This window comes from Kribbella sp. CA-293567 (assembly GCF_027627575.1).
Lineage (GTDB): Bacteria > Actinomycetota > Actinomycetes > Propionibacteriales > Kribbellaceae > Kribbella.
The window spans coordinates 4,604,756-4,630,785 of the sequence record NZ_CP114065.1 but is presented as its reverse complement, the minus strand read 5'-3'; the positions used below and the strand labels follow the sequence as shown (position 1 = coordinate 4,630,785).

Annotated in this window: 23 protein-coding genes and 1 riboswitch; of the genes, 16 read left to right on the top strand and 7 right to left on the bottom strand. The window is 69.0% G+C overall.

Features of this window, described 5'->3' with window-relative positions:
• Positions 1–17 precede the first annotated feature (17 nt).
• Entirely contained in the window at positions 18–983 is a 966-nt protein-coding gene (locus tag OX958_RS21195; protein WP_270130796.1) for a GlxA family transcriptional regulator, read from the top strand.
• On the opposite strand, the gene OX958_RS21190 is transcribed toward OX958_RS21195, so the two are convergent.
• A complete protein-coding gene (locus OX958_RS21190; RefSeq protein ID WP_270130795.1) occupies positions 980–1,597 on the bottom strand; it encodes a GNAT family N-acetyltransferase in 618 nt (205 codons plus the stop codon). The two genes, OX958_RS21195 and OX958_RS21190, sit on opposite strands and share 4 nt — an antisense overlap.
• A 63-nt stretch (positions 1,598–1,660) precedes the next feature.
• A complete protein-coding gene (locus tag OX958_RS21185) occupies positions 1,661–2,845 on the bottom strand; it encodes a DUF418 domain-containing protein (protein ID WP_270130794.1) in 1,185 nt (394 codons plus the stop codon).
• A gap of 170 nt (positions 2,846–3,015) precedes the next feature.
• Between OX958_RS21185 and paaA the strand changes: the two genes are divergently transcribed.
• The 6 genes from paaA (at position 3,016) to OX958_RS21155 (ending at position 7,457) form a co-directional block, all read left to right on the top strand.
• Positions 3,016–3,942 (top strand): 1,2-phenylacetyl-CoA epoxidase subunit PaaA, encoded by a 927-nt coding sequence (gene paaA / locus OX958_RS21180; RefSeq protein ID WP_270130793.1) that lies wholly within the window; start codon positions 3,016–3,018, stop codon positions 3,940–3,942.
• Positions 3,939–4,244 carry a 1,2-phenylacetyl-CoA epoxidase subunit PaaB gene (gene paaB / locus OX958_RS21175; protein ID WP_270130792.1) on the top strand — a complete coding sequence of 102 codons (306 nt, stop codon included), beginning with the start codon at positions 3,939–3,941 and terminating at the stop codon, positions 4,242–4,244. The genes paaA and paaB overlap by 4 nt, the downstream gene beginning before the upstream one ends.
• Positions 4,241–4,996 carry a 1,2-phenylacetyl-CoA epoxidase subunit PaaC gene (gene paaC, locus OX958_RS21170; protein WP_270130791.1) on the top strand — a complete coding sequence of 252 codons (756 nt, stop codon included), beginning with the start codon at positions 4,241–4,243 and terminating at the stop codon, positions 4,994–4,996. The genes paaB and paaC overlap by 4 nt, the downstream gene beginning before the upstream one ends.
• Positions 4,993–5,481, top strand: a complete 489-nt coding sequence (gene paaD, locus OX958_RS21165) for a 1,2-phenylacetyl-CoA epoxidase subunit PaaD (protein WP_270130790.1) — start codon at positions 4,993–4,995, stop codon at positions 5,479–5,481. The genes paaC and paaD overlap by 4 nt, the downstream gene beginning before the upstream one ends.
• Positions 5,481–6,563 carry a 1,2-phenylacetyl-CoA epoxidase subunit PaaE gene (gene paaE / locus OX958_RS21160; protein ID WP_270130789.1) on the top strand — a complete coding sequence of 361 codons (1,083 nt, stop codon included), beginning with the start codon at positions 5,481–5,483 and terminating at the stop codon, positions 6,561–6,563. The genes paaD and paaE overlap by 1 nt, the downstream gene beginning before the upstream one ends.
• Before the next feature lie 87 nt (positions 6,564–6,650).
• Positions 6,651–7,457, top strand: coding sequence for a metal-dependent hydrolase (locus tag OX958_RS21155; RefSeq protein WP_270130787.1), 807 nt, complete (start codon positions 6,651–6,653; stop codon positions 7,455–7,457).
• A 51-nt stretch (positions 7,458–7,508) separates the two neighbouring features.
• Here the strand turns inward: OX958_RS21155 and OX958_RS21150 are convergent, their stop codons facing one another.
• Together OX958_RS21150 and OX958_RS21145 are read right to left on the bottom strand one after the other, a co-directional pair.
• Positions 7,509–8,717, bottom strand: a complete 1,209-nt coding sequence (locus OX958_RS21150) for a hypothetical protein (RefSeq protein WP_270130786.1) — start codon at positions 8,715–8,717, stop codon at positions 7,509–7,511.
• 79 nt (positions 8,718–8,796) lie between these two features.
• The gene (locus OX958_RS21145) at positions 8,797–9,312 is read right to left on the bottom strand and encodes a hypothetical protein (protein WP_270130785.1); all 516 of its coding nucleotides are present in this window, start codon (positions 9,310–9,312) and stop codon (positions 8,797–8,799) included.
• A 227-nt stretch (positions 9,313–9,539) separates the two neighbouring features.
• Between OX958_RS21145 and dapA the strand changes: the two genes are divergently transcribed.
• Genes dapA through OX958_RS21130 form a run of 3 tightly spaced genes read left to right on the top strand, consistent with a single transcriptional unit; the run spans position 9,540 to position 13,196 of the window.
• Positions 9,540–10,454, top strand: a complete 915-nt coding sequence (dapA, locus tag OX958_RS21140) for a 4-hydroxy-tetrahydrodipicolinate synthase (RefSeq protein ID WP_270130784.1) — start codon at positions 9,540–9,542, stop codon at positions 10,452–10,454.
• Positions 10,451–12,145, top strand: a complete 1,695-nt coding sequence (locus OX958_RS21135) for a ribonuclease J (protein WP_270130782.1) — start codon at positions 10,451–10,453, stop codon at positions 12,143–12,145. The genes dapA and OX958_RS21135 overlap by 4 nt, the downstream gene beginning before the upstream one ends.
• Before the next feature lie 34 nt (positions 12,146–12,179).
• Positions 12,180–13,196, top strand: coding sequence for a LacI family DNA-binding transcriptional regulator (locus OX958_RS21130; protein WP_270130780.1), 1,017 nt, complete (start codon positions 12,180–12,182; stop codon positions 13,194–13,196).
• Positions 13,197–13,239: 43 nt separating this feature from the next.
• On the opposite strand, the gene OX958_RS21125 is transcribed toward OX958_RS21130, so the two are convergent.
• Both OX958_RS21125 and OX958_RS21120 read right to left on the bottom strand, forming a co-directional pair.
• On the bottom strand, positions 13,240–14,322 hold the full coding sequence (locus OX958_RS21125) for a fatty acid desaturase family protein (RefSeq protein ID WP_270130778.1): 1,083 nt from the start codon (positions 14,320–14,322) through the stop codon (positions 13,240–13,242).
• Positions 14,323–14,469: 147 nt separating this feature from the next.
• The gene (locus OX958_RS21120) at positions 14,470–15,072 is read right to left on the bottom strand and encodes an ANTAR domain-containing protein (RefSeq protein ID WP_270130777.1); all 603 of its coding nucleotides are present in this window, start codon (positions 15,070–15,072) and stop codon (positions 14,470–14,472) included.
• Positions 15,073–15,196: 124 nt separating this feature from the next.
• Between OX958_RS21120 and OX958_RS21115 the strand changes: the two genes are divergently transcribed.
• Both OX958_RS21115 and OX958_RS21110 read left to right on the top strand, forming a co-directional pair.
• A complete protein-coding gene (locus tag OX958_RS21115; RefSeq protein ID WP_270130776.1) occupies positions 15,197–16,729 on the top strand; it encodes an alkaline phosphatase D family protein in 1,533 nt (510 codons plus the stop codon).
• A gap of 47 nt (positions 16,730–16,776) precedes the next feature.
• Positions 16,777–18,840, top strand: a complete 2,064-nt coding sequence (locus OX958_RS21110) for a prolyl oligopeptidase family serine peptidase (RefSeq protein WP_270130775.1) — start codon at positions 16,777–16,779, stop codon at positions 18,838–18,840.
• Between the two features lie 69 nt (positions 18,841–18,909).
• Here OX958_RS21110 and OX958_RS21105 read toward each other — a convergent pair whose 3' ends face one another.
• Positions 18,910–20,274: an aminotransferase class V-fold PLP-dependent enzyme gene (locus OX958_RS21105; protein WP_270130774.1), complete on the bottom strand. Its 1,365-nt coding sequence runs from the start codon at positions 20,272–20,274 to the stop codon at positions 18,910–18,912.
• Positions 20,275–20,290: 16 nt separating this feature from the next.
• Positions 20,291–20,405: riboswitch (SAM riboswitch) on the bottom strand.
• Between the two features lie 162 nt (positions 20,406–20,567).
• Between OX958_RS21105 and OX958_RS21100 the strand changes: the two genes are divergently transcribed.
• The 4 genes from OX958_RS21100 (at position 20,568) to OX958_RS21085 (ending at position 25,345) form a co-directional block, all read left to right on the top strand.
• The gene (locus OX958_RS21100; RefSeq protein ID WP_270130772.1) at positions 20,568–21,086 is read left to right on the top strand and encodes a DinB family protein; all 519 of its coding nucleotides are present in this window, start codon (positions 20,568–20,570) and stop codon (positions 21,084–21,086) included.
• A 357-nt stretch (positions 21,087–21,443) separates the two neighbouring features.
• Positions 21,444–23,900: a DNA translocase FtsK 4TM domain-containing protein gene (locus OX958_RS21095; protein WP_442913293.1), complete on the top strand. Its 2,457-nt coding sequence runs from the start codon at positions 21,444–21,446 to the stop codon at positions 23,898–23,900.
• 45 nt (positions 23,901–23,945) lie between these two features.
• A complete protein-coding gene (locus OX958_RS21090; protein ID WP_270130770.1) occupies positions 23,946–24,491 on the top strand; it encodes a hypothetical protein in 546 nt (181 codons plus the stop codon).
• A gap of 92 nt (positions 24,492–24,583) precedes the next feature.
• Positions 24,584–25,345, top strand: coding sequence for a helix-turn-helix domain-containing protein (locus OX958_RS21085; RefSeq protein WP_270130769.1), 762 nt, complete (start codon positions 24,584–24,586; stop codon positions 25,343–25,345).
• The last annotated feature ends 685 nt before the right edge of the window (positions 25,346–26,030 follow it).

Here is a 26,030-nt window from a genome sequence, read left to right as displayed (position 1 = left end):
AGTGCTAGGAATGGCGTATGTCGAAACAATCCTCGCATCGGGTCGCGGTGATCGTCGACGCCGGCTCCAACCCGTTCGAGCTCGGGGTCGCGACGGAGCTGTTCGGCCTGCGCCGCCCCGAACTGGATCGCGAGTGGTACGACCTGGTCCTCTGTACTCCGCACCCGGCCATCCCCATGCACAACGGATTCTTCACCCTGACCGGAGTCGCCGGTCTCGACCAGGTCGACGACGCGGACACCGTGATCGTGCCGAACCGCCCGGACCCCGAGGTGCCGCCGGCGCCCGCGGTCCTCGACGCCGTACGCCGGGCCGCCGCGCGCGGCGCGAGGCTGGTGAGCTTCTGCACCGGCGCGTTCACGCTGGCCGCGGCCGGCGTACTCGACGGCAGAAGGGCGACCACCCATTGGCGCTGGGCCGAACTGTTCAGCACCAGCTACCCCGACGTGCTGCTGCAACCCGATGTGCTGTTCGTTGACGATGGCAACGTTCTGACCTCCGCCGGCAGCGCGGCGGCGCTCGACCTCGGCCTGCACCTGATCCGCCGCGACCACGGCGCCGAGGTCGCGAACGCGGTCAGCCGACGACTCGTCTACACGGCCCACCGTGACGGTGGCCAGCGCCAGTTCATCGACCAGCCGGTGCCGCCCGTCGCCGACACCTCGCTGGCTCCACTGCTCGCCTGGATCCGCGATCACCTCGTCGGCCAGTTGACGATCGCGGACATCGCGACCCACGCTGCGATGAGCCAGGCGACGCTGCATCGCCGCTTTCAGTCCGAGCTCGGCACGACACCACTCGCCTGGCTCACCAGCGAGCGGGTCTCGCTGGCCTGCCGGCTGTTGGAGGCAGGCGAGATCCGGCTGGATGCCGTTGCCAGGCAATGCGGGCTAGGGACCGCGACGAACCTGCGGATCCAGCTCAGGCGGCGTACCGGTCTGACCCCCAGCGACTACCGCCGCCGGTTCGCGCTGAAGGTTTAGTCCTCGGCGGGAGAAGGGTCCGTGTGCAGCCGGATCTGCTTCACCCGGACGGTGCCGTCGCCGTAGAGGTCGAGTTCGCGGTGGGCGCCGTCGGGGGCCCAGCCGGAGTCGGCGTAGAAGCTCCGCAGTACATCGTCCGTCGAGTTGATCCAGACGGTCACCCGACGGAAGCCGTCGGCGCGGATCGTGTCGACCACCGCGTTGAGCAGCCGCGAGCCGTGGCCGGCGCGGGTCGCTTCCGGGTCGACCGCGAGTTCGGCGACCACCGCGTCGTGGCGGGGGTCCGAGTCGGGGTCGTCGGAGGCGGTGATCGCGGCGAAGCCGACCAGGGTCCGGCCGGCGAGGGCGACCATCACCCGGTTGCGTGCCTCGCCCGGAGCGATCAGGGCGGCCCGCCACTGCGCGGCGAACTGCGCCGCGTCGAGGTCGGCCAACACGTCGGCGGGCAGCAGCCCGTCGTACGCGCGACGCCAGGCAGCGACCTGGATCTCGCCGATCGCGTCCGCCTCGGCCGGCAGTGCCAGCCGCACGCTCGACTCGGCGATCGGGTCCTCGGCCACGCCCATCGAGGTCAGGCTTTCCGGTTCCGGTACGCCGAAGTCGTCGTGGTTCATACCGGCATCCTTTCAAGCGCGGGGCGACAGGGCTGGTTCGGGGTGCACCTACGGCTTTGGCGGTCAGTAGGTCAGCTTGCGGAGCAGCGTCTCTGCCGGACCACGGTACGAGTGCTTCTTCAGTTGGTACGCCGCCACGACCGAGATCGTCCAGACCAGTACTGCGACCCCCGCGGCGGTGAAGGCGGTGTGGCCGAGCCGGTCACCGAGATTCAAAGTGAAGGGCGCCAGCAGGACCAGCCAGGACACCGACTGGAAGAGATAGCCCGACAGTGACCGCTGCCCGAGCGCCGAGATGGCCTGCACCGGCAGGCTTCGCTTGTTGATCCGGATGACCAGCAGAGCGAAGAGCGCGATGTACCCCGGGCCGCCGTACTGGCCGCTGACGTTGTGCAGGAAGACCATCTTGTCGAAGGCTGCCTCGTCGACGTGCAGCCAGCCGGCGGCGACGAGAGCCTGGGGGAGCCCGCCGAGCACGGTGACGCTCATGCCGACCACCGCGACGCGGGTCAGCAGAGTCTGGTGAGCCTGCGGGTTCTCCAGCAGTTGCTTCCGCGCGGCCCAGATGCCGAGCCAGACGATCACGACGAAGCCGAGCACGTAGGCGGTGTGCGTGGGGTACTCCTGCAGTCGTGCGACCAGGCTGTCGGTGTAGCTCGTCGCCGCCAACGAAGGGTTCGGGCTGTTGGTCATCACGTACGCCGGACCGCTGCTGCTGACGGTCGCCCGCACCGCCGAGGCGGCCACCACCAACACATAGACAACCTGCGCTCCCCAGATCCACAAGACGATCCGGTGAAACCGGTCGCCGCGATTGAGCAGCACCAACGTGCAGACGATGCCGACCAGCCCGTAGGCGCCGAGGAAGTCACCGAAGTACAGCAGGGTCGCGTGGACCAGACCGAAGACAGCCAGCCAGGCGTTCCGCTTCAGCAGGATCCGCCGTACGCCGGTCGCGGTCGTCCCCGCGGCGCGCTGGCGCCGTGCCAGCTGGACCAGGCCGTAGCCGAACATCACCGCGAACACCGGATAGGCCCTGGCGTCCACCAGAGTGAGCTTGAGGAAGTTGAGGATCCGCTCCAGCCCGTGCGGACTGCCGTTCAGGCCAGGCTGGCCGGCGAACGCGAAGTTGGCGGCGTTGGCCAGGCCGATCAGCAGCAGCATCCCGCCACGGATCAGATCCGGGGCCAGGGCCCGCTCGGCGCCGGTGACCGGCCCGCGGTGGTCCGTCGAAGTCAGCATCGTCATGGGAGCTCGTCCTTAACTGTGGAAGGGTTGAACTGTTAACCCTGATCCTGCTGCGCCGCCGGCCGCCGCCCCAGCGGCCTGGCTCCCCTCAAGGGGTGGTGGTAGCACCACTTGTGACACTTCACGTCGATTCTGCAGACGAAGTGTCACAAGTCGGCTATGCTCGGAGTATGGACAGCTTCCAGGCGACGATCGACGCCGACGGCCGGATCGAGCCGCGCGACGCGATGCCCGAGGGATACCGCAAGACCCTGATCCGGCAGATCGCGCAGCACGCGCACTCCGAGATCATCGGCATGCAACCCGAGGGCAACTGGATCAGCCGCGCGCCGTCCCTGCGCCGCAAGGCGATCCTGATGGCGAAGGTGCAGGACGAGGCCGGGCACGGGCTCTACCTGTACGCCGCTGCCGAGACCCTCGGCGTGGACCGGGCCGAACTGCTCGACCTGCTGCACGCCGGCCGGCAGAAGTACTCCAGCATCTTCAACTACCCGACGCTGACCTGGGCCGACATCGGGGCGATCGGCTGGCTGGTCGACGGCGCCGCGATCGTCAACCAGGTGCCGCTGTGCCGCTGCTCGTACGGTCCGTACGCGCGGGCCATGGTCCGGGTCTGCAAGGAGGAGTCGTTCCACCAGCGGCAGGGCTTCGAGATCCTGCACACGCTGTGCAACGGCACCCCGGCCCAGCGGGAGATGGCGCAGGACGCGCTGAATCGCTGGTGGTGGCCGAGCCTGATGATGTTCGGCCCGCCGGACGCGAGCTCGACCCACTCCGAGCAGTCGATGGCGTGGGGGATCAAGCGGCACGGCAACGACGAACTGCGTCAGCGTTTCGTCGACATGACCGTCCCGCAGGCCGACGTGCTGGGCCTCCGGGTGCCCGACGACGGGCTGCGCTACGACCAGGAGAGCGGGCACTACAGCTTCACCGAGCCGGACTTCGCCGAGCTCTACGAAGTTGTCAAGGGCAACGGTCCGTGCAACCAGCAGCGGCTGGCGCACCGGGTGAAGGCGCACGAGGACGGCGCCTGGGTCCGCGAGGCCGCCGCGGCGTACGCCGAGAAGCAGGCCGTGAAGAAGGCGAGCGCCGCATGACCGAAGGCACTGGAGCCCGGGTGACCGTCGAGCCGCTGTGGGAGGTGTTCGTCCGTTCCCGCCGCGGGTTGTCGCACGTGCACGTCGGCAGCCTGCACGCGCCGGACGCCGCGATGGCGCTGCGCAACGCCCGCGACGTCTACACCCGCCGCCAGGAGGGCGTCTCGATCTGGGTGGTGCCGGCCAACGGCATCACCGCGTCGAGCCCGGACGAGAAGGACGAGTTCTTCGACCCGGCCGCCGACAAGGTCTACCGGCACCCGACCTTCTACCAGGTCCCGGAAGGCGTCGAGCACCTGTGAACGAGCCTCTCGCCGACGACCTGTTCGTCTACACCCTGCGGCTCGGTGACGACGCGCTGATCGCCGCGCAGCGGACCGCCGAGTGGATCGCGGCCGCGCCGCAGCTCGAGGAAGACGTTGCCCTGGGCAACATCGGCCTCGACCAGCTGGGCCAGGCCCGATCGCTGCTGCAGTACGCCGGCTCGGTCGAGGGCGCGGGCCGGTCCGAGGACGACCTGGCCTACTTCCGTGACGAGCGCGCGTTCCTCAACGTGCAGCTGTGCGAGCTGCCGAACGGCGACTTCGCGCGGAGCATCGCCCGGCTGCTCTACTTCGCGACCTACCAGCACCTGCTCTACGAGGAGCTGCGTGGCTGCGCCGACGAGACGCTCGCGGGTGTGGCCGGCAAGGCGGTGAAGGAGGTCGCGTACCACGTCGACCACGCGACCCAGTGGGTCCTGCGGCTGGGCGACGGCACCGAGGAGAGCCACGCCCGGATGCAGGCCGGTCTGGCTGCGATGTGGCCCTACACGGCCGAGCTGTTCGCCTCCGACGAGCTGGTGCGGCGGCTGGACGTGGCAGTCGACCCGTCGAAGCTGGAAGAGCAGTGGCTGAGCCGGGTCACGCAGGTGATCGACGAGTCGACGTGCGAGCGGCCGACCTCGGCGTACCAGCACAGCGGTGGCCGCGAGGGCCGTCACACCGAGCACTTCGGGTATCTGCTGGCCGAGCTGCAGCACATCGCGCGGGCCCACCCGGGAGCCTCGTGGTGACCGGGCTGCTGGACGACCGGGCGATCTTCGAGGCGGTCGGCGAGGTTCCGGACCCCGAGGTGCCGGTACTGACGATCGCCGATCTCGGCGTCCTGCGGGGCGTCCGGCGCGAGGGCGACGAGGTGGTCGTCACGATCACCCCGACCTACTCCGGCTGCCCCGCGATGGACCTGATCAAGCACGAGGTCGAGCTGACGCTGCGGTCCCTTCAGCTCGACGGCCGGGTCGAGACCGTGCTGTCGCCGGCCTGGACGACGGACTGGATGAGCGACGAGGGCAAGGCGAAGCTGACGGAGTACGGGATCGCGCCGCCGACCGGTCGGAGCACGGCCGGCGGACCGGTCGCGCTGAACCTGACACTGCGGTGCCCGCTGTGCGGCTCGCCCGACACCAGCGAGCTGAGCCGGTTCGGATCGACGTCCTGCAAGTCGCTCTGGCGGTGCAACTCCTGCCGGGAGCCCTTCGATCATTTCAAGGTGATCTGATGACGACGACGACCAGGCGCCGCGCGACCTTCCATCCGCTGAAGGTGCAGGGGATCGAGGTGCTGACCGACGACTCGGTCGCGATCACCTTCGACGTACCGGCGGAGCTCGCGGCGGAGTACGACTTCACTGCCGGGCAGCACCTGACCGTCCGGCGGCCGGGGGAGGAGCTGCGGCGCAGCTACTCGATCTGTTCACCGGCCGGCTCCGGCGTACTGCGGATCGCCGTCAAGCGGATCCCCGGCGGCGAGTTCTCGTCGTACGCCGCTGCCGGGCTGAAGATCGGCGACACGATCGACGTGATGACCCCGCTGGGCCGGTTCGGTACGCCGCTCGACCCGGCGAACGCGAAGCACTACGCGTTCGTCGCGGCGGGCAGCGGCATCACGCCGGTCCTGTCCCTGGTCGCGACCATCCTGCAGGTCGAGCCGCAGAGCCGGGTCACCCTGCTCTACGGCAACCGCACGGCCGGCACGGTGATGTTCGCCGACGAGCTCGCCGACCTGAAGGACGTGTACGCCGAGCGCTTGCACCTGGTGCACGTGCTGTCGCGGGAGTCGACGGACGTCGAGCTGTTCAACGGCCGGATCGACAGCGAGCGGTTGGGCCGGATGATCAACACGATCCTGCCGGTCAGGTCGGTCGACGAGTGGTTCCTCTGTGGCCCGTACGCGATGGTCGTCGGTGCTCAGGACCTGCTGCTCGACCAAGGTGTGCCGCGCGAGAGCGTTCATGCCGAACTGTTCCACGTCGGTGACGAAGCGCCGGTGGCCCGCGTCGAGGAGAGCGTGGCCGACGCGGAGGCCGCCGAGGTGACGGTGATCCTGGACGGCCGGCGATCGACGTTCCCGCTGGGGGAGCACGCGCGGCCGGTGCTCGACGCGACCCTCGCCGTACGCACGGATGCTCCCTTCGCCTGCAAGGGCGGCGTCTGCGGCACCTGCCGGGCGAAGGTTGTCGAGGGCACCGTCCGGATGGACACCAACTGGGCGCTCGAACCGGACGAGATCCGGGCCGGCTACGTGCTCACCTGCCAGTCCCACCCGACCAGCGAAAAGGTCACCCTCGACTTCGACGCCTGATCGCCGCCGGTCCCGTGTGGCTTCCCGGAAGTGTCGGTGGGCGCTGAAACAATCAGCGCTCACGACTGATGGGGGTGGGGCGCCGTGATGGGGCGTTCGCATGCGTTGTCCGGCTGGGTTGCCGGGTTGGCCGTCGCGCCGATGGTCGGCCTGACCTCGGTCGCGGAGGTGGTTCCGTTCGCCGCCGCGACCGCGGGTTACGCGTTGCTGCCGGATCTCGATCATCCGGGCGCGGGGGCGTCGCGGCTGCTCGGGCCGATCACCGGCTTCGTCTCGAGTGTGGTGCGCGCGTTCTCCAGTTTGCTGTACTCGCTGACGAAGGGCCCGCGCGACGAGGACAGCACCGGCCAGCACCGGCATGCCAGTCACACGTTGGCGGCGGCCGTCCTGCTGGGGATGGCGACGTCGAGCGCGGGCGCGGCCGGTGGTTGGCGCGCAGTACTGGCTGTCGCTCTGCTGGGACTGATCCTGGCTGCCGACGCACTCGGCGACTGGGTCCTGACGGTGGTGCTCGCCGCGGGAGTGTGGACGATCGCCGGCACCTGGCTGCCTGGCGAATCGGCCGCCCACAACCTGCATGCGGGACTGGAGAGTATCGGCAGCTGGATCGGTGTGGCTGTTGCCGTCGGCATGTTCGTGCACTGTCTCGGCGACAGTCTCACCAAGGCCGGCTGCCCGTGGTTGTGGCCGCTGCCGATCCGTGGCGAGACCTGGTACGAGATCCGCCTGCCTCGCCTGCTGCGATTCCGTACCGGCGGCTGGGTCGAGAACCTGCTGATCGCCCCCGCGCTGACCATCGGCGGGGTGCTGTTGGTGCCGGGCGCGCTGCCGATCGCGCAGGACCTGTACGCCGCGATCCTGTCGACCACCCAGGTCTGGATCGCCGGAGGGTGAGGGTGGTGCGCCGCGGTAGGGTCCGGCGGCGGCGCACCACCCTCGGGGAGATCAGCTGATCGCGTCAGGACGGACCAGCTGAGGCAGCACCTTGTCGAACAGCTTGCCGAAGGTCACTGTCGGGAGGACGTAGCGCGGGACGAAGGTGACCGTGGCGAGGGTGAGCCCCCAGGTCGCCGCCCGGCGGCGCTGGTTCGGCGTACCGTGGTGGCCTTCGGCGTCGAAGCCGCAGTCACCGAGGTCGTAGAACGTCTCCAGGTACTGCTGGACCCGCGACCAGCGCAGGTGGGCTCCGCGCTGGTGGGACAGGAAGTACGCCGCGTAGGAGTCGGCCATCAGCTCGGTCCGGCGGGTCGCTTCCGCGCCGGTGAGCGCACTGACGAACTGCTTGCGCTCGTACTGGATGTGGTGGCCGAACTCGTGCGCCAGGATCGCCTTCGACGCGACGTCGCCGAGGCCCAGCGAGCGGAAGCCTTCGAGTACGCCGTCACCCATCACGATCTTGTCGCGCGGCAGACCGGCCCCGGGGATCGGCTCGCCCTCGGCCGACCACGCGAACGCGTTGAAGGTGAAGAGCGGGTGGTTGCCGAAGTCGAACTTCGGCTGGTTCGCGATGGTGGCGATCGAGCCGGCCAGCGAGGCCGCGTCGGCGGCGGAGAAGCCGTGCGCGGCGGTCAGAGCGCGCGCGACCCGGGACTGGTCGAGCAGCGTGTCGCCGTGCGCTGGAACGGTCTCGATGTCGTCGGACCTGATGTCCCAGAACCCTTGCAGGCCCTTGAAGGAGTTCTTGATGGTGGTGGTGTACTCGCCGTCCAGACCGAAGAACCGTTGGTTGGCGGGCTCGGGGAAGAACAGCGCGTCGTACGTGATCGGGTCGAGCAGCAGGATGATGAACGCGTTCAGCCGGTCGTCCATCGTCCAGTCGGCGATGGAGGCGTCGACCCAGTCGGTCACCGGCGTGGTCGCCGGGCACTCGTAGTCGGTCGGATCGATCGCCTGGACAGCGGTCTGCTGGAGGTCCGAGTCGTGCAGACCGAGCCGTGCCTTGGTGGCCTCGAATTTCGCCTCGTAGCCGGCGGGCAGCTTCGACTCCAGCTGCTCGAGCAACGCGTGCGACTGCTGCGGGCTCAGATCACCGGCGGCGACGCTGCTGGTGACGCTCGTACTGCGAGTTGTCGCGGCCTGCGCGGGGGCGGTGACCAGGCTGCCGGTGAGTGCCAGCGTGGCGACGGCCACTGGCAGGGCGAGAAGCTTCTTCATGCGGCTCAGTCTGGCCCGGCCACCCGCCGCCTGGCCCCGGATCCCGCTGTCGGAATCCGGCATGGCAAGAACCTGACGTCTAGAGCTGATCCTGGGTCCGGCCGAGGAGATCCCGGTCGCCGAGCAGATAGGACGGATGGCCGGCGGCCTCCAGGGCTGCGGCGAACCGGCGCCGGTTGCGGAGCGACGGCCAGACCTCCCAGGCTGCCAGGCCGAGCGTCAGGGCGCCGCCGGCGAGGACCGGCCAGTAGCTGTCGACCACGAAACCGATCACGATCGAGGCGACGAAGACCGACTCGCAGGCCACGAAGCGGAGCAGGGTCGAGCTGTTGAACCGCAGCCAGGACTGCTTCTCCACCTCGGCGGGCAGGCCGCCGGGACCGAGCGGCCTGGCGCGGAAGCCGGCCAGTTCGCAGTACGAGAAGGCGCCGGCCGCGAGTGCGGCGACGACAGGCATCGGCCAGCCGCCGGGGAGCTCGCCGAAACCGTCCTCGGCCAGCACGAACCACAGCATCACGGTGATGATCGGGATCGGGTAGAGCATCGCGCGGGTGAGGAACTTCAGGGCGACGGCGGGCGGCTGGGTAGCGGTCACCGGAGGAGAGTACCGACTCAGCATGTCACCGAAATCGGACTGTCTGTGATCGAGCGCCCACGGAAAGTGTTTCCAGGAAGTTTTTCGGATTTTATTGGTGGAAGCTGTAACGACTACGGGTGCGGCTCCGATAGGACGAGTGAGCCTGGTGGCTGCCCGGACCCCCGAGCGGACAGCCACCAGGCCTACTCATTTCCGGAGGCGCTGGGAGCGGTAATCTGAGCCCCATGTCCTCCAGCACAACTTCCGCCTCACCGGCCCTGCCTTTCGGCCGGGTCACCACGGCGATGATCACCCCGTTCCGGCCCGACGGCTCGCTCGATCTGGAGACCGCCCAACGGGTCGCGAACCACTTGGTCGACGAGGGCAACGACGCGCTCATCATCAACGGCACCACCGGTGAGGCGCCGACCACCTCCGACCAGGAGAAGGTCCGGCTGATCCACGCCACCCTCGAAGCGGTCGGCGACCGGGCCAAGGTGATCAGCGGGGTCGGGTCGAACAACACCGCGCACAGCGTGGAGTGCGCGCGGGCCGCCGAGGCCGCCGGCGCGCACGGCCTGCTGGTCGTCACGCCGTACTACAACAAGCCGCCGCAAGAAGGCATCAAACTGCACTTCACCACCGTTGCCGACGCGACCGGCCTGCCGGTGCTGGCCTACGACATCCCCGGCCGCGCGGGCGTCCCGATCACCACCGAGACCCTGCTGGAGCTCTCCGAGCACCCGCGGATCGTGGCGGTCAAGGACGCCAAGGGCGACGTCGCCGCCACCACCAAGGTGCTGGCGAACTCCGATTTGTTCTACTACTGCGGCGCCGACGAGCTGAACCTCGCCTGGCTGGCGATCGGCGCGGTCGGCATCGCCAGTGTCGTCGGCCACGTCGCCGCCCCGCAGTACCGCGAGATGATCGCCGCCGTCGACGCCGGTGATCTCGCCACCGCACAGCGGATCGATCGCCGGCTGGTGCCCGCCGTCGAGGCGATCATGACCATCACCCAGGGCGCCATCATGGTGAAGGCGGCGCTGAAGCTGACCGGTGTGATCGAGCACGCGACGCTGCGCGCGCCGCTGGTCGAGGCCACCGCGGGTCAGCTGGACCGGCTCACCACCGACCTCAAGACGGCAGGACTGATTGCATGAGCCACCCCCACCCGGATCTCGCCGCGCCCGCACCACTGGCGCCGGGCGCGCTGCGGGTCGTCCCACTCGGCGGCCTCGGCGAGGTCGGCCGCAACATGACCGTCTTCGAGTACGACGGCAAACTGCTGATCGTCGACTGCGGGGTGCTGTTCCCGGACGAGAACCAGCCCGGTGTCGACCTGATCCTGCCGGACTTCCAGCCGATCCGGGACCGGCTCGACGACATCGTGGCGGTCGTCCTGACGCACGGTCACGAGGACCACATCGGTGGCCTGCCCTACCTGCTGCGCGAACGCGGCGACATCCCGGTGGCCGGTTCGCAGCTGACCCTGGCGCTGCTGGAGGGCAAGCTCCGCGAGCACCGGCACCGCAACGTGCCGCAGCAGACCGTGGTCGAGGGGGAGACGGTCCGGTTCGGCCCGTTCGAGTGCGAGTTCGTCGCGGTCAACCACTCCATCCCGGACGCGCTGGCCGTCGCCATCCGGACGCCGGCCGGCCTGGTGCTGCACACCGGTGATTTCAAGATGGACCAGTTGCCGCTGGACAACCGGATCACCGACCTGCGCGCGTTCGCCCGGCTCGGCGAAGAGGGCGTCGACCTGTTCATGGTCGACTCCACCAACTCCGAGGTGCCCGGCTTCACCACCCACGAGCGCGACATCGCGCCGGTACTGGACGGCGTCTTCACCAAGGCGGCCAACCAGCGCATCATCGTCGCCTGCTTCGCCTCCCACGTGCACCGGGTCCAGCAGGTGATGGACGCGGCCGTCAAGCACCGTCGCAAGGTCGCGTACGTCGGCCGCTCGATGGTCCGCAACATGGCCGTCGCTCGCGACCTGGGTTTCCTCAAGGTGCCCGGCGACACCCTGATCGACATGCGCGAGCTGGACAACTACCCGCCCGAGCAGGTGGTACTGATCTCGACCGGTTCGCAGGGCGAGCCGATGTCGGCGCTGTCGCGGATCGCGGCCAACGACCACCACGTCGTGCAGATCCAGCCGGGCGACACCGTGGTGCTGGCTTCCTCGCTGATCCCGGGCAACGAGAACTCGGTCTTCCGGGTGATCAACGGCCTGACCCGGCACGGCGCGAACGTGATCCACAAGGGCAACGCCCTGGTGCACGTCTCGGGTCACGCGTCGGCCGGTGAGCTGCTCTACTGCTACAACATCGTCAAGCCGCGCAACGTGATGCCGGTGCACGGCGAGATCCGGCACCTGCACGCGAACGCCGAACTGGCCCGGCAGACCGGCGTACCGGAGGGCAATGTGGTGGTGGTCGAGGACGGCGTGGTGGTCGACCTGGTCGACCTCAAGGTTGTGATCGCCGGCAAGGTCGAGTGCGGCTATGTCTTCGTGGACGGCTCGACCGTGGGCGACATCACCGAGACCTCGCTGAAGGATCGGCGGATTCTCGGCGATGAGGGTTTCATCTCGGTGATCGCCGTGATGGACTCTGTCACCGGCAAACTGACCGCCGGTCCGGAGATCCAGGCCCGGGGCTTCGCCGAGGACGACACCGTCTTCGACGAGTTGAAGCCGAAGATCGAGGCGGAGATCGCGAAGGCGATCGGGAGCGGGGTGGACGACATGTACCAGTTGCAGCAGATCATCCGCCGCGTGGTCGGCAAGTGGGTCAGCGACACGCATCGTCGCCGGCCGATGATCATCCCGGTCGTCGTGCAGTCCTAAACAGAGGGGTGGGCCAGACGTGAGTATTACTGGTGTGAATGGAGCCGGGCAGCGCCGGCCCACCATGAAAGAGGTCGCGGCCCGGGCGGGCGTGGCCCTCAAGACCGTCTCCCGGGTGGTCAACGAGGAGCCGAACGTCAGCCCGGAGCTGACCGCGAAGGTCCAGGCCGCGATCAAGGACCTGAACTACACGCCGAACGAGAGCGCCCGGATGCTGCGGCGCGGCAAGACCGGCACCATCGCGGTCGTCATCCGCGACATCGGCGACCCGTTCTTCGCCTCGCTCGGCCGCGCGGTCGAGCTGTGGGCGCGGGGGAGCGGGTCGGTCGTGATGATCGGCCTGACCGACGAGGACCCCGAACGCGAGCGGGACGTCTGCCTGGAGTTCGTCGCCCGGCGGCCGGACGCGCTGATCATGGCGCCGATCGGGGAGACCCAGGAGTACCTGGCCCCGCACGTGGACGCCGGGATGGCGGTCGTGACGATCGACCGGCCGGCGCACGGCATCGAGGCGGACGCCGTCCTGGCCGACAACGCCGGCGGGATCGACCAGGCGATCGACCACCTGGTGCGGCAGGGCCACCGCCGGATCGCGTACCTCGGTGACGACGAGCGGATCTTCACGGCCCGCGAGCGGGTGGTCGCCTACCGGGCCGGGATGGCCCGGCACCGGATCGACGTCGACGAGGACCTGGTCCACCTGTCCGAGCCGACCACCGAGGGAATCGGGATCACGCTGTCGGCGGTGCTGGACCGTCCCGAGCCCGCGACGGCGATCCTGTCGGCGAACAACATGACCACGGCCGAGGTACTGCGGGGGATGGCCGGCCGCCGCGACCGGGTGGCCCTGGTGTCGTTCGACGACCTGGCCCTCGGCGATCTGCTCAGCCCGGGTCTGACCGCGGTGGCGCAGTCGGCCGACGTGATGGCGCGGACGGCGATCCAGTTGATGACCGAGCGGCTGCCCGAGCCACACCGCCCCGGCCGCACCGTCAGGGTTCCCGTGAAGCTGACGATCCGCGGCTCGGGGGAGATCCCGCCGCAGAGCTAGTGCCCCGTGCCGGGGCACTAGCTGGGACCACGGTGCTGCCTGGTTACTTGCGGTACAGGCTGACCAGGGGGCACTGGAACGGGTCGCGGGCGCGGATGCCGACATTGTTCAGGTAGTCGACGACGACCTTGTACGACTCGAGGAAACCGACCTCGGTGTACTTCACGCCGTGCAGTTCGCAGTACTCGCGGACGATCGGCTGCACCTTGCGCAGGGTCGGCCGGGGCATGCTCGGAAACAGGTGGTGCTCGACCTGGTAGTTCAGGCCGCCCATCGCGAAGTCGACCATCGGGCCGCCGCGGATGTTGCGGGACATCAGCACCTGGCGACGGAGGAAGTCGATCTTCATCGTGGCCGGGACCAGCGGCATGCCCTTGTGGTTCGGGGCGAACGAGCCGCCGAGGCAGACACCGAAGACGGCCAGCTGCAGACCGAGGAACGCGCTCGCCTTGCCGACCGGCAGGACGACGTACAGGGCGGTGACGTAGAGGCCGAGCCGCGAGACGACGACGGCCGCCTCGACCCGCTCGACCTTGGACGCGCCGCGGCGGAACAGGTGCTGGAGGCTCGACACGTGCAGGCTGAGGCCTTCGAGCGTCAGCAGCGGGAAGAAGAGCCAGCCCTGCCGGGCCTGGAACCACTTCAGGAACCCGCTCTTACGACTGTCGGCGTGGTCGGGCGTGAAGGCGATCACGCCGAGGCCGATGTCGGGGTCCTTGCTGATCTGGTTCGGTGCGTTGTGGTGCTTGCTGTGCTTGTTCTTCCACCAGGTGATGCTCATCCCGGCGAGGCCGCCGGCCAGCATCCGCGCGGTCCAGTCGTTCCAGCGGGCGGAGTCGAAGATCTGCCGGTGCGCGGAGTCGTGGCTGAGGAACGCGACCTGGACCAGGATCAGCGCGAGCGCGCCGGCCATCAGCAACTGCAGCCAGGAGTTGCCGAGCAGGATGAAGCCGGTGATCACGCCGCCGAGGGCGAGCAGCACCAGCCCGATCCGGGTCCAGTAGTAGACGTAGCGGCGTCGCAGCAGGCCCAGGTCCCGGACCGTGCGCAGCAGGTCGCTGTAGAGGCTCGCGTGTTTCTCTTGCGGCCGTTGAGGGTGCGGGTCTTCAGCGAGCAGTTGTGACAAGGAGAACGCCCCATCCGGAGTGCATCGGTCGAGATGCGCCACCGGGTCCAGGGCAGCGCCACGAAAGAGTGGCTGTAGCTCCCAACGGAACCACGCGGAGAGGCGCCACGCAACCGACCCTGCGGTAGGTGCGCGTCGCCTCCCGGCTCAGCGGGCCAGCAGAACGCCGGTCCGGAGTGTGCCGTCGAGCACACCCGAGGCCACCGAGGCGAGTTCGCAGCCTCGGCCCCGGGCGTAGGAGCGCATCGCGTTGAACGCTTCGGACAGGCTCAGCCCGGCCCGCTCGGCCAGCATGCCCTTGGCCTGTTCGATCAGCACTCGGCTGTCGAGCGCGAACTGCAGTTGGCCACAGACCTGATCGCGGCTGCGGGCACCCCGCTCGTGCAGCAACCCGATCGTCGCCATGTCGGCGAGAGCCTGACCCAGCGTGAGGTCGTCCTCACTGAAACCGGTGGTGCCGTGGCGGAAGAGGTCCATCGAGCCGATCGCCTCCCCTCGCAGACACAGCGGGAGCAGCTCGGAGATGGCATAGCCGCCGTAGCCGTCCACCAACTCGGCCGGCGAGTTCGGCGAGGCCAGCACCCGCAGTACGCCGTGGTCGCCGGCGAGCGTGAGACCGACTGCGTCCACCTCGAGCAGTTCGGTGGTCTCCTCGGCCAGCATGCCGAGGAATCCGGCCAGCTCGAAGTCGTCGACCAGGGTGTCGGCCAGCTTGATGAAGACCTGCGTGAGACGGCGTTCCCTTGTCATCCCCAGCCTGCCCTTTCGGTTCGTGTGCCTCAATCATCGGTGCCTGAACAAGCTTCGGCCGAGTTGTCGGGCAGTTCGCCCGGCGGCCACTTCCGCGTCATTCGGGAGGAGCACCTTCGGCAGCATGAACCTGAGCCGCCGCCAGTTGCTGGCCGTCACCGCCGCCGCGGGTGCGACAGCCGCCGTACCAGGCGTGACCGCTGCCGCGACACCTTCCGTCGTACGCCGGGACCGCCCTGCCTTGCCGTCCGGGATCATGTCAGGTGACGTCACCGGCAACTCGGCCGTGGTCTGGTCGCGTACCGACCGCCGCGCTCGCCTGGTGGTCGACGTCACCAGCCACGGCCGCTTCGACCGCGCCATCCGGCTGCGGGGCCCGGTCACCTCGGCCGACCAGGACTACACCGCCCAGCTCCCGCTCCGTGGGCTGCGACCCGGCCAGCGCTACGACTACCGGATCGGCTTCGAGGACGCTTACGGCCGGCGCGGTCAGACAGCGGAAGGCTCCTTCAGTACGCCGGGCCGCAACCGGCCGGTGAGCTTCGTCTGGACCGGTGACACGGTCGGGCAGGGCTACGGGATCAACCCCGACTTCGGCGGCATGATCGCGTACAAGGCGATGCACCGGACCCGCCCGGACTTCTTCCTGCACTCCGGCGACAACATCTACGCCGACGGCCCGATCGCGGCGCAGGTGGCGATCCCGGACGGCACGGTGTGGAAGAACGTGGTGACCGAGGAGGTCAGCAAGGTCGCCGAGACGCTGGCGGAGTACCGGGGCCGGTACAAGTACAACCTGCTCGACCACAACGTCCGCGACCTGTACGCCGACGTACCGATCGTCAGCCAGTGGGACGACCACGAGACGGTCAACAACTGGTACCCCGGCGAGATCCTGACCGACAGCCGCTACACCGAGAAGCGGGTCGACGTACTGGCGTCGCGGGCCCGGCAGGCGTTCCTGGAGTACCTGCCGATGATCCACCCGGGCGGCCGGAACCGCATCTATCGCAAGGTGAGCTATGGCCCGCTGCTCGATGTCTTCTGCCTGGACATGCGCACCTATCGCGGCGCCAACCCCGCACCGGGTGTGGCCGGCCCGGTCGCGATGCTGGGTGCCGAACAGGCAGCGTGGCTGGTTCGCGAGGTCGCTGCTTCCCAGGCGACCTGGAAGGTGATCGCCAGCGACATGCCGATCGGCGTCCTGGTGCCGGACGGCAACGAGATCGAGGCCGTCGCCAACGGCGTCGCCGGAGCACCGGGTGGCCGCGAGCACGAGATCGCCTGGGTGCTGAGCCAGTTCAAGCGGCGCAAGGTCCGCAACACGGTGTGGCTGACGGCGGACGTGCACTACTGCGCCGCTCACCACTACGACCCGTCCCGGGCGGCGTTCACCGACTTCGACGCGTTCTGGGAGCTCGTCGCCGGTCCGGTGAACGCGGGCACCTTCGGGCCGAACGCGCTCGACTCGACCTTCGGCCCCCGGCTGGACTTCGTGAAGGCGGCCGACTTCCCGAACCAGCCGCCGTCGGGAGGCAACCAGTTCTTCGGCCATGTCGCGATCGATCCGCGGACGGAGGTCTTCACCGCTTCGCTGCGCGATCTCTACGGCAAGGTGCTGTGGAGCAAGGACCTGCCGCCGTCGCGGGTGTGGTAGGGAAAACCTGCTGAGGGTGGTCGGGGGAGCGGGTTAGGTTGGCTGGCATGAGCGCCGAGTACCCCGAGAGCCGCCGTGATGAGAGCGTCGTCGACACCCTGCACGGACATCAGATCGCCGACCCGTACCGCTGGCTGGAGGATGCCGACTCCGCCGAGACCAAGGACTGGGTCAGCCGCCAGAACGCTGCCACCGAGGCCGAGTTGTCGAGGTACCCGGAGCGGGCGTGGTTCCAGGAGACGATGACCGCGATCCTGGCGCGCCCGCGGGCGGGCGTACCGGGGCAGGAGTCGGGTTGGTTCTTCGTCGGCCGCAACGACGGCTCCCATGCGCAGGACATCGTGTATGTCGCCGACTCGCTGGAGGGACTGCTCGAGGGTGGCCGGGTCATCCTCGACCCCAACAACCTGTCCGAGGAGGGCACGGACTCCCTCGCCAGCTTCGCGGTCAGCCCGGACGGCCGGTACTTCGCCTACGGCGTCAACGAGAGCGGCAGCGACTGGACCACCTTCCGGCTCCGGGAGGTGGCGACGGGCGCCGACGTGGACGACGTGGTGACGCGGGCCAAGTTCAGCGAAGCAACGTGGCTGCCGGACTCCTCGGCGTACCTCTACCTGCACTACCCGGCCAGCGGCCGCAGTGAGGGCACCGAGACGCAGGCCTTGCGCGGCGGTCAGCTGAAGCTGCACAAGGTCGGTACGCCGCAGGAGAACGACGAATTGGTCCTGAGCTTCCCGGACAACAACCAGGTTTTCATCGGCGCGGAGGTGTCCGACGACGACCGCTATCTCGTCGTCACGCTCACCGAGGGCACTGACCCCGCGACCAAGCTGTGGCTCTATCCCTTCACCGACGGCGGCCTGGGAGAGCCGGTGAAGGTGATCGACGAGTTCCACGACGAGACTGTCTTCGTCCGGATGTCCGGCGACCAACTGGTGCTGCGGACCGACCGTGACGCGCCACGAGGCCGAGTTGTCGCCTCGGACCTGGCGGGGAACTTCACGGACCTCATCCCCGAGGGCGACAGCGTCCTGCATTCCGTTCGCGGTACTGCGGCAGGTCTCGCGGTGTTCTCCCTGCTGGACGCACAGCCGGTCCTGTCACTGCACGACCTCGACGGCGGCAACGCGCGCATCGTGCCGGTGCCCGGCGGCGCCGTCGTCGGCCTGAACGCGTCGACCAAGCACGACGAGGTCTTCATCGGCCTGTCGACCACGACGGACCCGACAGTCTCGTACGTCGTCTCTGCGTCCTCCGGCGAATTTCGGGCGCTGCCGGAGCTGGTGCCGGCAGGCGTCGGCTTCCTGTCGCCTGACATCACCATCACGCGCCGGGTCGAGCCAGGACGCGAGGTGCCGTACTTCCTGATCAGCAGGGCGGACCTGACCTTCGACAAGCCGCGGCCGACGTTGCTGTACGGGTACGGCGGCTTCCGCATCCCGATCTTCGCCGACTACCGGCCGGGTTGGCCGGCCTGGCTCGCTGCGGGCGGCGTACTGGTTATCGCCAACCTGCGCGGCGGCGGCGAGTACGGGAGTGACTGGCACGAGGCAGGCCGGCTGCGGAACAAGCAGAACGTCTTCGACGACTTCATCGCGGTGGGGGAGCACCTGACCAAGACCAAGGTCACGAGCGCTGCCCAGTTGGCGATCCACGGCCGCAGCAACGGCGGCTTGCTCGTCGGCGCGGTGATGGCGCAGCGGCCGGACCTGTTCGCGGTGGCGCTGCCAGGTGTCGGCGTGATGGACATGCTGCGCTTCCATCTCTTCACCGTGGGCGCCGCCTGGGCCTCTGACTTCGGGTTGCCCGACGATCCCGAGCAGTTCGAGGACCTGCTGGCGTACTCGCCGCTGCACAACCTCCGCGAGGGTACGGCGTACCCGGCGACGCTGGTCGTCACCGGCGACCACGACGACCGGGTGGTGCCGCTGCACAGCCACAAGTTCATGGCCGCGCTGCAGCACGTGCAGAGTGGGGGAAGTCCGGTGCTCAGCAGGATCGAGGTCAACACCGGCCACGGTTTCGGGAAGCCCGCGGCCATGGTTGCCTCGGAATGGGCTGACCTGCTGGCGTTTGCCGCTCACCACACAGGTCTGCAACCGGGCGCCTGACCCAGCCGGCTGATTCCGGTCGATCCGAACGGTGGTCCGGCCGGAACCAGCTGAGTCAGGGGAAGTGCCTCACCAGATCTTGGGGGCCACGAGGTCACGGGGGTCGCCGATGGGCTGACAGCCGTGGCCGGACTCCTCGTACTCCGCGGCCGGACCGTTGGCGGCGAGACTGCGCACGGCGCCGACGAGACGGTCGACGTGTTCGCGCGTCGTACCGAGGCCGAGGCTGGCGCGCACGGCGGTGGTCTCCGGCGAGCCGGCGAGCAGGTGGCCGACCAGCGGGTGCGCACAGAACTTGCCGTCCCGGACACCGATCCCGTACTCCGCCGAGAGCGCCGCGGAGACCAGCGTCGAGCTGACGCCGTCGACGGTGAAGCAGACAGTGCCCACGCGGTCCGCGTCGGCGCCGAAGATGTCGTAGGTGTTCACGCCGGCGATCTGGGCCAGGCCGGTGCGGAGCCGGGCCAGCAGGCTGCGCTCGTGCTGCTCGATCGCCTCACGGTGCTCGGCGATCGCGGCGCAGGCGGCGGCCAGCGCGATCGCGCCGATCACGTTCGGCGAGCCGCCCTCGTGCCGGGCCGGGCCCTCGTTCCAGACCGTCGTGTCGCCGGTCACCGAAGCCGTCGCGCCGCCACCCAGCAGGTAGGGATCGGCGGCGTTCAGCCAGTCAGCGCGACCGATCAGCGCGCCGGCGCCGTACGGGGCGTAGAGCTTGTGGCCCGACAACGCGACCCAGTCGACATCGAGCTGCTGGATGTCGACCTCACGGTGCGGCGCGAGCTGGGCGGCGTCCAGGCAGACCCGGGCACCGTGGGCCTTGGCCACTGCGGCGATCTCGGCGATCGGAAAGATCTCACCGGTCACGTTCGACGCGCCGGTCAGGACCACCAGGCGCGGTCCTTCGGGAGCAGTACGCAACGCGTTGGCGACCTCGGTCACCGCTGCGGTCTGCGAGGCCGGTGTCGCGAGCCGGACGGTGCGCTCGGCCGGCCAGGGAAGCAGCGCCGCGTGGTGCTCGGACTCGAACACGATCACTGTCGCATCGGCCGGGACCGCCCGGGCCAGCAGGTTCAGCGCGTCGGTGGTCTGACGGGTGAAGATCACCTGGTCGTCGTCCCGGGCTCCGACGAAGCTGTGCAACTCAGCGCGGGCGCGCTCGTACCACTGGGTGGTGATGCGCGAGGCGTATCCGTTGCCGCGGTGCACCGACGCGTACGACGGAAGCGCGGCCTCGACGGCCGCTCGCACGGACTCCAGACAAGGCGCGCTCGCGCCGTGGTCGAAGTTCGCGTAGTCCGTCACGCGACCATCGGCCAGCGGGACCAGCAGGTCGCTCCCGACGGTCGCGGGGATGCTGCCGGTGCTGAGGCTGGCGACGGTCGGCCGGGTGGTCACGGCGGCGTTGGCAGGCTCGAGGATGGAGAGGATCGACATGGTTCTGGCTCCCGGGGGTCCGCGCTTGCCGAATCGGGGTATCCGAACGGCCCGGTCCTCACCCAGGGCACCCCACCGCGGAGGAGGGTTGCCGGCCAGCAAGCTGGGGCTTCACGCTGGCACTCATGACCTGATGAAGAAGGTAACCAACGAACCGGTTGGCGCGCCAGCAGTCATCTCATTTGGTGGGATACTGAGACGTATGATGAGACGCCAAGCGTTGATCCGCTGCGTGATTCGTGGAGCGGCGTAAAGCGTTGGTCCCGGATCGAGCTCCGGGGGAGGATGCGCGGATGACTTGGATCGCACCCGAGGTCGAGCGCCCCGAGGGCTCGCTGGTCGCGCCGGAGCCCGAACTGCTGGCCGGTTACCTGAACTTCTACCGGACCACCCTGCTGCACAAATGCGCTGGCCTGACCGCCGAACAGCTGGCCACCCGCCCGTCGTCGCCGTCCAACCTCTCGCTGCTCGGCCTGATCCGGCACGCGACCAAGGTGGAGCGAATCTGGTTTCGCATCTTCTTCACCGCCGACAACCCGGCCGAGCCCGTCTTCGACCCTACTCTGGGCAAAGACGCCGACTTCGAGTTGGTTGACGCGGCCAACGCCCAGACGGAGTACGAGAACCTGATCGCCGAGTGGGCTCTTTCGGACCAGGCTGCCGCTGGCCGGCCCCTCGACACCCGCTTCACCTTCCGAGGTGAGCCGTCCTCCCTGCGCATGATCTACATCCACCTGATCGGCGAATACGCCCGGCACTGCGGCCACGCCGACCTCCTCCGCCAGCAACTGGACGGCTCCACCGGCGCTTGACGCCAGCGTCCGCAGCCCCGACACCGCCGCGTGGTCTCGATACCGCCTCTGCCGGCGCCGTCTACGACTGACCGCTGGTGCTGTGACGCGACGGATGGGGCGACGTAATCGGCGTGTGACACGTGGGACTCGAGTGGTAGTCGGGGTAGCCTGCTAGACATGGCGACCCGCACGTCTTCCACGGCGCGGGCGCGGAAGTCCGCAGCCAGTGGCCCTGCAAAGGGCGGCTCGGCAGCTGGTGGCCGCTCCCGTCCGACAGCCGCCCAGAAGCGTGGGCAGAGCACGAAGCGCAGTGGCTCGACCGCTGCGCGGACGGCCACGCCCAAATCCACCGGTGCCGGACCGTTCGCGGCCGCCATGCTCGCGGTGGCCCGCGGCCTGGTCAAGCTCTGGATCGGGTTCGCCCACCTGCTCGGCGGCATGGTCCGCGGCATCGGCCACGGTGCCCGTGACCTGGACCCCGCGCACCGCCGCGACGGCGCGGGCCTCACCCTCATCGGTTTGTCTCTGGTCGTAGCCGCAGCGATCTGGTGGAACCTGCCGGGCGCAGTCGGCAACGCTGTTCGCACAGTGGTCGGCGGCAGCGTCGGCATGCTCGGCTGGGCGATCCCGCTGCTGCTCCTGTTCGTCGCCGTCCGCACGATGCGCGACCCGGAGCGCAACGGCCCGGCTGGTCGCCAGGTGATCGGCTGGACGACGTTCTCCCTCGGGGTGCTCGGTCTCGTCCACATCGCCAACGGACTGCCGCGTCCCAGCAATCCGGCCGACGGCAAGCTGGAGGACGCCGGGGGAGCGGTCGGCTACTTCGTCTCCTCCCTGCTGTCCGACCTGCTCACGCAGTACGTCGCCGCGCCGCTGCTGGTGCTGCTGGCGATCTTCGGCGCGCTGGTCGTCACCGGAACTCCCATCTACGCCATCCCGTTGCGGGTTCGCGCCGCGTTCGACGTACTGCTCGGGCGCACCGAGATCCCAGGCGACGCTCCTTCCGCGGCGGGGCAGCCCGACGACACCGTCCGGCTCACCCGGAAGGAGCGGCGCGCGAAGGCCGCTCTGGACGAGGACGGCGAGCCGACCATCAAGCCGTACGACTCTCCGGTGCTCGAGGGTCGCGAGATCTCCAAGCGCGGCCGCAAGAAGGCGCCGATCGACGCGGACGAAGAGCCGTACGACGTCGACGCGGACGCCGCGGCAGCGGCTGCGGCCGGCGCGCCGCCGATCTACGGAGCCGTGGCCGGCGCGATGAAGGCCGGCTCGAAGAAGGACCCCGAGCCCGAGCAGGAGTCGCCCGCCGAGCCGCCGCCGCACACCCCGCTCCCGCAGCGGGTGGAGCAGCTCAGCCTTTCCGGCGACATCACCTACACGCTGCCCGACGGCCAGATCCTGAAGCCGGGTTCGGTCCACAAGGCCCGCACCAAGGCCTCGGACGCGGTGGTCGGCAAGCTCACCGAGGTGTTCGAGCAGTTCGGCATCGACGCGCAGGTGACCGGCTACACCCGTGGCCCGACCGTCACCCGCTACGAGGTCGAGCTCGGCTCCGCGGTCAAGGTCGAGAAGGTCACCGCGCTCAGCAAGAACATCGCGTACGCCGTGGCCAGCGCCGACGTCCGGATCCTGTCGCCGATCCCAGGCAAGTCCGCGATCGGGATCGAGATCCCGAACATCGACAAGGAGATCGTCAGCCTCGGCGACGTGATCCGGTCGTCGACCGCGCGCAACGACCACCACCCGATGGTGGCCGGCCTGGGCAAGGACGTCGAGGGCGGCTTCGTTGTCGCCAACATGGCGAAGATGCCGCACCTGCTGGTCGCGGGTGCGACCGGTTCGGGTAAGTCGTCGTTCGTGAACTCGCTCATCACCTCGGTGCTGATGCGCTCCACCCCCGACGAGGTCCGGATGATCCTGGTCGACCCCAAGCGGGTCGAGCTGAACAACTACGAGGGCATCCCGCACCTGATCACGCCGATCATCACGAACGCCAAGAAGGCGGCCGAAGCGCTGCAGTGGGTCGTGCGCGAGATGGACATGCGCTACGACGACCTCGCGGCGTTCGGGTTCCGGCACGTCGACGACTTCAACAAGGCGGTCCGTGGCGGCAAGGTCAAGGTGCCGCCGGGCAGCGAGCGGGTGCTCTCGCCGTACCCGTATCTGCTGGTCATCGTGGACGAGCTCGCCGACCTGATGATGGTGGCTCCGCGGGACGTGGAGGACTCGATCGTCCGCATCACGCAGCTGGCCCGCGCCGCCGGTATCCACCTGGTGCTGGCCACCCAGCGCCCGTCGGTCGACGTCGTCACCGGTCTGATCAAGGCGAACGTGCCGTCCCGGCTGGCCTTCGCGACCTCGTCGCTGGCCGACAGCCGGGTCATCCTGGACCAGCCCGGCGCGGAGAAGCTGGTCGGTCAGGGTGACGGTCTGTTCCTGCCGATGGGTGCGAGCAAGCCGATGCGGATCCAGGGATCGTGGGTCACCGAGAACGAGATCCGGGCCGTCGTCGAGCACTGCAAGGAGCAGTTGCAGCCGACGTACCGCGAGGACGTCACGGTCGCGCCGGGCCCGAGCAAGGACCTCGACGACGAGATCGGCGACGACCTCGACCTGGTCGTGCAGGCGGCCGAGTTGATCGTCTCCACCCAGTTCGGCTCGACGTCGATGCTGCAACGTAAGCTCCGGGTCGGTTTCGCCAAGGCAGGCCGGCTGATGGACATCCTGGAGAGCCGGGGCGTGGTCGGGCCGAGCGAAGGTTCCAAGGCCCGCGACGTTCTGGTGAAACCGGACGACCTAGAGGATTTCGTCGCCACATTGCGAGGAGAGTGACCCGTGACGGCCCATACCGCGATGCCTCGGTCTGAGCAGCACGCTGTGGACACCGATCAAGTCACCCACGAGTTCACCGTTCGTGCCTCCCAGAAGGTGCACGGAGTCCTGGCCGTCGGTGCCGGTCTGGTTGCGGTCGGTTTTGCGATCTCCGGATCGACCAGCCCCACCGGCGTACTGCGCTGGTTCGCCGCGGCGGCGTTCGGCGTACTCGCGGTGATCTGCGCCCGCGCGCTGAGCGTCGGCGCGCTGCTGGTCGCCGACGACGTCGGGATCCGGCTGCGGATCCGCAACGAGTGGATCGGTACGCGGTGGGAGGAGATCGAGGAGGTCACCGTGCTGAGGCGGCGGCACCTGCTCGACGACGGCCGGATCGCGGTGCACCTGCTCGATCCCGGACCGATGCTCAGTGAGATGCCGGCCGCGACTCGCAGGGTCACCGATGCCAACCGTCGGCTGACCGGCACGTCGCTCGCGGTACCGTTCGGTCTGACGGCTACACCGTCCAACGGGACGGCGTCGACCGGAGATGTGGTCCAGGCTCTGCACATGCTGGCGGACACCAGGTGTCCGGTCAGGGAACAACTCTGAGCCTTGCGTGACCCCGTCGCGCCAATGCCGTTGACTGTGTGACGTCGGCGGACCGGCGACCAGACACAAAGACGGTGGAGAGGTGGTGGGGCGTGAGCATCGGCAGCGAGCTCACGGCGGTCCGCGAACGGGCCGGCCTGACGATCGAGCAGTTGAGCTCCTCGACCCGGATCAGATCCGGACTGCTCGCCGCCATGGAGGCCGACGACTTCTCCCGCTGCGGCGGAAACTTCTACGCGCGCGGTCACATCCGGGCGATCGCCCGTGTGGTCAAGACCGATCCGGAAGCCCTGCTGGCGAAGTTCGACGAGACCCACCCGGCGTCCCAGCCGGACCGGACCCGTCGCGAAGAGCGGGCCACCTCCAGACGTCCCACCCTGCACCCCGCCCGCCCACGCTGGGCGGTCGTCCTGGGCGCGATCCTGGTGGGCCTGATGGGCTGGGGCATGGTGCGCCTCTTCACCCTCCCCAGCGACGTCGAAGCCAACGCCTCGAAGACCTCCCCGACCCCCGTGGTGACCACTCCCGCCCCCAAACCCACCGCCAAGGCCCCGATCAGGCCGACCTCCCCTGTGCAGCCGGCCAAGCCCGCCACCCCGCTCCGCACCAAACTGGTCCTCACCGCCCGCGGCGACGGCTCCTACATCACCATCCGCAACTCCAAGAACCTCAAACTCTTCCAAGGTGTCCTCGGCCCCGGCTCGACCCAAACCATCAACTACGCCGGCGAGATCCGCGTCACCCTGGAAAACGGCACCAACATCACCGTCTTCATCAACGGCACCAAAACCACACCCCCCTCCAAACGCTTCACCATCCTCCCCGCCGGCAAGATCGCAGTCCCCGAGGACTGATCTCCTCTCCGCCGGAGATCGCAGTCCCCGAAGCTGACCCTCGCACCGGAAACGGCAACTCCCGAGGACTGACCCCCACGCCGCCCTGCAACCTTCTGCGACGGCAGGACGTTCCACTCCGGCATCTGCTGCGTGACGGCAGGACGTTCCACTCCGGCATCTGCTGCGCGACGGCAGGTCGGTCCACTCCGGCATCTGCTGCGCGACGGCAGGACGGTCCACTCCGGCAACTGCTCCGCCACGGAAGCGCGTTCCACTCCGGCAACTGCTCTGCCACGGCAGGACGGTCCACTCCGGCATCTGCTCTGCCACGGAAGCGCGGTCCACTCCGATATCTGCTCTGCCACGGAACCGCGCCTACTCCGGCAACTGCTCCGCGACAGAACCGCGCCCACTCGGGCGACTGCTCCGCGGAAGCGCGGTCCACTCCGGCAACTGCTCCGCGACGGAAGCGTGGCCGACGGGCAACCATCGGCATCCGCATCCGTTGTGGCGCGCCACACGCGCGAACCCGCCACGAAACCGGTGACGCCACAGGCCATCGAGTTACCCAACCGCCCTGCCAGCCCGCTAGCCCGCCCGTCGCGCGCCCACCCCGGTAGTCGTCGCGGAACGAGACCCAGGGCCACTGGAGGCGGGTTCAGACGATCGAGGGCCACACTCGGCGGGTTCTTGAGCTCACTCC

What these genes read in the sequence shown, in the direction of transcription:
- OX958_RS21195 (WP_270130796.1), top strand. Translation starts at nt 18, where the DNA reads ATGTCGAAACAATCCTCGCATCGGGTCGCGGTGATCGTCGACGCCGGC.
- OX958_RS21190 (WP_270130795.1), bottom strand. Translation starts at nt 1,597, where the DNA reads ATGAACCACGACGACTTCGGCGTACCGGAACCGGAAAGCCTGACCTCG.
- OX958_RS21185 (WP_270130794.1), bottom strand. Translation starts at nt 2,845, where the DNA reads ATGACGATGCTGACTTCGACGGACCACCGCGGGCCGGTCACCGGCGCC.
- paaA (WP_270130793.1), top strand. Translation starts at nt 3,016, where the DNA reads ATGGACAGCTTCCAGGCGACGATCGACGCCGACGGCCGGATCGAGCCG.
- paaB (WP_270130792.1), top strand. Translation starts at nt 3,939, where the DNA reads ATGACCGAAGGCACTGGAGCCCGGGTGACCGTCGAGCCGCTGTGGGAG.
- paaE (WP_270130789.1), top strand. Translation starts at nt 5,481, where the DNA reads ATGACGACGACGACCAGGCGCCGCGCGACCTTCCATCCGCTGAAGGTG.
- OX958_RS21155 (WP_270130787.1), top strand. Translation starts at nt 6,651, where the DNA reads ATGGGGCGTTCGCATGCGTTGTCCGGCTGGGTTGCCGGGTTGGCCGTC.
- OX958_RS21150 (WP_270130786.1), bottom strand. Translation starts at nt 8,717, where the DNA reads ATGAAGAAGCTTCTCGCCCTGCCAGTGGCCGTCGCCACGCTGGCACTC.
- dapA (WP_270130784.1), top strand. Translation starts at nt 9,540, where the DNA reads ATGTCCTCCAGCACAACTTCCGCCTCACCGGCCCTGCCTTTCGGCCGG.
- OX958_RS21135 (WP_270130782.1), top strand. Translation starts at nt 10,451, where the DNA reads ATGAGCCACCCCCACCCGGATCTCGCCGCGCCCGCACCACTGGCGCCG.
- OX958_RS21120 (WP_270130777.1), bottom strand. Translation starts at nt 15,072, where the DNA reads ATGACAAGGGAACGCCGTCTCACGCAGGTCTTCATCAAGCTGGCCGAC.
- OX958_RS21115 (WP_270130776.1), top strand. Translation starts at nt 15,197, where the DNA reads ATGAACCTGAGCCGCCGCCAGTTGCTGGCCGTCACCGCCGCCGCGGGT.
- OX958_RS21110 (WP_270130775.1), top strand. Translation starts at nt 16,777, where the DNA reads ATGAGCGCCGAGTACCCCGAGAGCCGCCGTGATGAGAGCGTCGTCGAC.
- OX958_RS21105 (WP_270130774.1), bottom strand. Translation starts at nt 20,274, where the DNA reads ATGTCGATCCTCTCCATCCTCGAGCCTGCCAACGCCGCCGTGACCACC.
- OX958_RS21100 (WP_270130772.1), top strand. Translation starts at nt 20,568, where the DNA reads ATGACTTGGATCGCACCCGAGGTCGAGCGCCCCGAGGGCTCGCTGGTC.
- OX958_RS21095 (WP_442913293.1), top strand. Translation starts at nt 21,444, where the DNA reads ATGCTCGCGGTGGCCCGCGGCCTGGTCAAGCTCTGGATCGGGTTCGCC.